Origin of the sequence: Arthrobacter sp. HMWF013 (assembly GCF_003061105.1) — a bacterium.
GTDB lineage: Bacteria > Actinomycetota > Actinomycetes > Actinomycetales > Micrococcaceae > Arthrobacter.
Window position 1 is genome coordinate 1 of the sequence record NZ_QAIQ01000670.1, and the last position, 4,289, is coordinate 4,289.

Here is a 4,289-nt window from a genome sequence, read left to right on the forward strand (position 1 = left end):
GATGTGCACCTGCCCGGGCATATTTCTGCGTCCACCCTGGTGGATCTCGGCGAGGATCCCCAAAGCGTGGTGGGCCGCCTGCGAAGGCCCGTACCGCGTGAGCCTGGCATGTCCGCCCGGAAGGGAACAGCGTTCCACTCCTGGGTGGAGGAATACTTCGGTGCTGCGGGAATGCTGGACCTCGGCGAGGCGCCGGGTTCTGATGAGCATATTGATGCAGCCTACGATCTGGATGCCATGGTGGCGACCTTCAAAGCATCCGAGTGGGCGGACCGATCGCCTGCGTTTGTCGAAGTGCCCGTGGAAACCCGGGTCGGCGAGGTTGTGGTCCGCGGGCGCATTGACGCCGTCTTCCGCGATGCCGATGGCAGATGGGACCTCGTGGACTGGAAAACCGGGCGCCGGCCTTCAGCGGCGCAGCTCAGGGCGAAGTCGGTCCAGCTGGCCGTCTACCGGCTCGCTTGGGCCAGGCTGAAGGGTGTGCCACTTGACGACGTCAGGGCTGCCTTCTTCTATGTGGCGGACAACCAGGTGGTGCGGCCGCACGATCTGGGTTCAGCCGAAGAGCTCGAAAAGATTGTTGGCACTGCGCTGGGCGTCAGCGCCTTGTGACGTCGATGATGCTGATGGCCGCCGTGGACGTGTCGTCGGCAGACCTGAGAGCCGGTTTGTCGTTTGCAGGTTCGTTCCCTGCCGGGGATGCTTGCGCCGCCGGGGATGGCTCCTCCGCTTCGCTGCCGGCCGGCTCGGGGTCCGCGGGGATGGGCCCCACTTCTACGGCAGGCAGGGCCGAGGCCGGCTGTTCCGGCAGCCCGGGTACCGGGACCACTGTGACCGCCGGAGACGGAACGGCACTTACTGCAGGGGTTGGGACAACCGTGACGGCCGGTGCTTCCTGGCCGGGCAGCGGTTCGACGCTGATTGCCTGGCCGCCGTGCTCTGCGATGTCGGATGCGAGGGTCTCCAGCATGCCTTCAGCCTCGGCGACCATGGCGCGGTCCCCGGCTGCGATGCCCTTCACCAGGTACTGCGCCAAGGCGAATTCGGCGGACAGTGCAGCCCTCCGGAGCAGGTGCTGATCGGGAGCGTCGCGGCGGGCCCGGGTATAGCTGCAGAGGACGGCATCCACGAAGTCCTGTTCGTTGGAGGCAACAAGCCACGCGAAGTCGTCGGCGGGATCGCCGATCCGCAGGTCCGTCCAGCCTGTTACCGCCGTGACGCGGCTGCCTTCCACGAGCAGGTTGTCCTCATGGAGGTCGCCGTGGACCACACACGGGTTGAACCGCCACAACGAGACGTCCTCCAGGGCGTGTTCCCAGCGGAGCAGCAACAACGCCGGAATCTTCCCGGTGGTGGCTGCCTGGTCGAGTTCGTTCAGCCGGCGCTGCCGGAATTCGTTCGGGGTGTAGCTGGGCAGGTCGGCGTTGCTGACCAGGGACTGCGGCAGATCATGGATTGCCGCAAGAGTGGCCCCGATCTCCCGGGCAAGCACGTCCGGCCCGGCGGTGAGTTCCTCAACACTGCGGGTACTGCCGGCCAGGTGGGAGTACACAAAGGTGCTGAGGCTGCCCAGCCGTACGCTGCCGGCCACAGTGGGCATGAGGAACGGCAACTCAGCCCGGATGGCCGGTGCGAAAGCGCGGAGCACCAGGAATTCCGTTTCCAGCCGGGCGCTGGCTTCAGCGTGCCTCGGCGACCTGACCCTCCACCGCTTGCCTTCCGAGTCAAGGAGCAGTGCGGAGTCGAAATCCGCGGGATCGTCCGCAGCGGAGCTGACAGCTGTTGGCGTTAGCCCGGGGACTGCCGCGGTTGCAACGGCTGCCAGTTCGATCGGTTTTCTTCTCACCATTCCACGGTAGATTGACTGGCGTCCAAGACGATGATGCGCGGGCGGCGAGTCCGAAGATATGCTCCAAAACTCCGCTCCGGAGCGGGCCCTGCCCCCGGAAGGAGACCGCTGAATGTAAATTGTCGGTTCGAGTCAGTACGGTGGACACATGAGTCATGCCGAGTCCGCAACACCGGCCTACCCGGCGCAGGCAGTCGATCTGCCGGCCAACCACCTTTTCGATACCGTGCTTCCGGTGCGGCCGGCCCTGGTTGACCGCGGATCGGCAGAGCGGGTCCGGCCAGGCATGGTGGACGGTCTCCTCGAACAGGAAGACACCCTGGCCGTAGTCCTTTCCGGCCGGCAGGCCGTGGTGCAGGGCAACACGCTGTGGCTTTCATCTGCCCCACATCTGCTCGCCGCATTGAGGGACGTGGGATCGGCCCCGGACCTGGTCATCTACCTCGGCGCTGCATTGGCCGGCTCAGACCTCCCCGCAGGCACCGGGGTTGTCCTTTTTGTCCTGGCTGCGCCGTTGGATCCGGGCACGGCAGGGATCCCGTCCGACGCTTCCTGGGCCGGTTTCCGGGACGTGGCGTCAGTCCTTGCCCCGACGGATACTGCCCTGTTTGTTGAAGCAAGTGCCATCGCCAACTGGCACGCAGGCCATACCCACTGTCCCCGGTGCGGAGTTCCCACCACTGTTGAGGCCGGCGGCTGGGTCCGGCGCTGCCCCCAGGACGGCTCGGAGCACTATCCGAGGACTGATCCCGCCATCATCGTCACGGTCGTTGGTCCGGACGGGAGGCTCCTGCTGGGTGGCGGAGGACCGGTCGATGCCAGGAACTATTCAACGCTCGCGGGTTTTGTTGAGCCCGGTGAGTCCCTGGAACAGGCTGTGGTCAGAGAAATCCACGAGGAAGTGGGGGTCAGGGTGACCGGATGCCAGTACCTCGGATCGCAGTCGTGGCCGTTCCCGGCCTCCCTTATGCTTGGTTTCACCGCTGTCACCGCAGACCACGAGGCGAAGCCCGACGGCGTGGAAGTGACCCGGGCACGTTGGTTCAGCCGGGAGGAACTCCAGGAAGCGGTACTGGCGGGGGAGATCACCATCTCCAGCAGGCTTTCGATTGCCCGCTCCCTGATTGAGCACTGGTACGGCGGCCGGATCATGGACCGGGCCGACGCCTGATACGCAACACCCATTGGCCAGACGCCAGCACGTGGCCGTCGCGACAACAGAGCAGCAGAAGTGACCACAGAGAATTTTGACAGCGCAGAGTCCCTCGAGGAACGCATCCTGGGGGGACTTGATGCCGAACAGCGCGAGGTCGCCAGCACGCTCAACGGGCCCTTGTGCGTCCTGGCCGGTGCCGGCACCGGAAAGACCCGGGCCATCACGCACCGGATCGCCTATGGCGTGCACTCAGGTGTGTACAGCCCACAGCGGCTCCTGGCTGTGACGTTTACGGCAAGGGCAGCGGCGGAGATGCGCAGCAGGCTCCGGGACCTGGGCGTGGGCAATGTGCAGGCCCGGACGTTCCACGCCGCCGCCTTGAGGCAATTGCAGTTCTTCTGGCCGCAGGCCGTGGGTGGTACCTTGCCGAATCTGCTGGACCACAAAGCCCAGATGATCGCGGAGGCGTCCCGCCGGCTCAGGCTCAGCACCGACCGCGCGTCCATCCGGGACCTCGCCTCGGAGATCGAGTGGGCCAAGGTCTCCATGCTGACCCCCGCGAACTACCTTGAGAATGCACAGGGGAGGGGAACCCCCGGCGGGTTCGACCTCACCGCCGTCGCCCGGGTTTTCCAGTCCTATGAGGACGTCAAGACCGACCGCAACGTCATCGACTTTGAAGACGTGCTCCTGATCACCGTAGGCATCCTGCAGGAGGACCAGAAGGTCGCCGCCACAGTCCGCGAACAGTACCGGCACTTTGTGGTGGATGAGTACCAGGACGTTTCCCCGCTGCAGCAGCGTCTCCTGGAACTGTGGCTTGGCGGCCGTGACGAGCTGTGCGTTGTCGGCGACGCCAGCCAGACGATTTACTCCTTCACCGGCGCGTCGCCCAAGCACCTGCTGGGTTTCAAAGCGCTGTATCCGGAAGCCAACGTGGTGAAGCTGATCCGTGATTACCGTTCCACGCCACAGGTGGTGAAGCTGGCAAACGATCTCCTGGCGGCGCGGCGCAGCGGCGGACCGGTTGCCGATGCCGCCTGGGCCACCCCACTTCAGCTCGTCGCGCAGCGGCCGGCAGGGCCGGTACCGCAGTTCACCGAATGCACCGACGACGAAGCTGAAGCTGCCACCGTGGCCCTCAAGGTCCGGGAACTGCTCGACGCCGGCACTCCCGCCAGCCAGGTCGCCGTCCTGTTCCGCACCAACGGGCAGTCCGAAGCCTATGAGCAGGCGCTGGCTGCGGCCGGGATCGGGTACCAGCTTCGTGGCGGTGAACGGTTC

General features: G+C 65.7%; 4 protein-coding genes. 3 read left to right on the forward strand and 1 reads right to left on the reverse strand.

Annotated features, from left to right (window positions below; translation table 11 throughout):
* Positions 1–612, forward strand: a 612-nt coding sequence (locus tag DBR22_RS21790) for a RecB family exonuclease (protein ID WP_146187620.1), incomplete at its 5' end; no start/stop codon positions are given.
* Here the strand turns inward: DBR22_RS21790 and DBR22_RS21795 are convergent.
* Positions 599–1,846: a macrolide 2'-phosphotransferase gene (locus tag DBR22_RS21795; RefSeq protein WP_108600699.1), complete on the reverse strand. Its 1,248-nt coding sequence runs from the start codon at positions 1,844–1,846 to the stop codon at positions 599–601. The genes DBR22_RS21790 and DBR22_RS21795 overlap by 14 nt on opposite strands.
* Positions 1,847–1,997: 151 nt before the next feature.
* Here DBR22_RS21795 and nudC point away from each other — a divergent pair, with 151 nt between their 5' ends.
* Together nudC and DBR22_RS21805 are read left to right on the forward strand one after the other, a co-directional pair.
* Positions 1,998–3,020 carry an NAD(+) diphosphatase gene (nudC, locus tag DBR22_RS21800; RefSeq protein ID WP_108600700.1) on the forward strand — a complete coding sequence of 341 codons (1,023 nt, stop codon included), beginning with the start codon at positions 1,998–2,000 and terminating at the stop codon, positions 3,018–3,020.
* Between the two features lie 60 nt (positions 3,021–3,080).
* On the forward strand, positions 3,081–4,289 hold a 1,209-nt coding region (locus tag DBR22_RS21805), incomplete at its 3' end, for an ATP-dependent helicase (protein ID WP_146187621.1).